This is a genomic window from Phyllobacterium sp. 22229, from assembly GCF_052056495.1.
Lineage (GTDB): Bacteria > Pseudomonadota > Alphaproteobacteria > Rhizobiales > Rhizobiaceae > Phyllobacterium > Phyllobacterium myrsinacearum.
This window is the reverse complement of sequence record NZ_JBQEPA010000054.1, coordinates 1-954: the sequence shown is the minus strand read 5'-3', so window position 1 is coordinate 954 and position 954 is coordinate 1. Positions and strand designations below refer to the sequence as shown.

At 64.6% G+C, this 954-nt stretch carries 1 protein-coding gene; it reads left to right on the top strand.

Going from position 1 to position 954, the window contains the following annotated elements:
- Positions 1-954: NAD(P)H-dependent oxidoreductase (locus tag ACTJJ7_RS28040; RefSeq protein ID WP_440969502.1), on the top strand; the 954-nt coding region annotated here is incomplete at both ends.

The following is a 954-nucleotide window of genomic DNA, read 5'->3' as shown; positions in this document are numbered from 1 at the left end:
GGTGCCGAGATCGGCCTTCGCGCCATGGAGCACGGCAAGCACCTCGTGATGATGAATGTCGAGGCTGACGTGACCATCGGCGCGTATCTCAAAAGCGAGGCGGATCGCCTGGGCGTGACCTATTCGCTCGGCGCGGGCGACGAGCCGTCCTCCTGCATGGAGCTGATCGAATTCGTCTCGGCCATGGGCCATCCGATCGTGGCCGCCGGCAAGGGCAAGAACAATCCGCTCAACATCGACGCCATTCCCGACGATTACCAGGAAGAGGCGGCGCGACGCCACATGAATGTGCGCATGCTGGTGGAATTCGTCGACGGCTCGAAGACCATGGTGGAAATGGCGGCCATCGCCAATGCCACGGGTCTCGTGCCCGACAGAGCGGGCATGCACGGCCCCGCCGCCACGCTGGACCAGCTCAACAAGACGCTGATCCCGCAGAAGGATGGCGGGCTGTTGTCGCGCGTTGGCGTTGTCGACTATTCCATCGGCAAGGGCGTGGCGCCGGGCGTGTTCGTCGTTGCCGACATGTCGCATCCGCGCATTTCGGAGCGGATGGAGGATCTGAAGATGGGCAAGGGCCCGTATTTCACCTTCCACCGGCCCTATCACCTGACGTCGCTGGAAGTGCCGCTGACCTGCGCGCGCGTCGTGCTCTACGGCAAGGCCGACATGGTGCCTTTGGCCAAACCTGTCGCGGAAGTCTGCGCGGTGGCGAAGAAGGACCTCAAGGTTGGCGACACGCTCGATGCGATCGGCGAATATTGCTACCGCGCCTGGATCATGACGGCGCCGGAGGCGCGCGCCGCCGGAGCCATCCCCTGCGGCCTTCTCCAGGGCGGCACGGTGACGGCACCCATCGCCAAGGGCGCACTCATCACCAGCGCCAACGCCGCCCCCATCCCCGGCTCGAAAATCGTCGAACTCAGACAGCGGCAGGACAAGCTCGTTTATGGC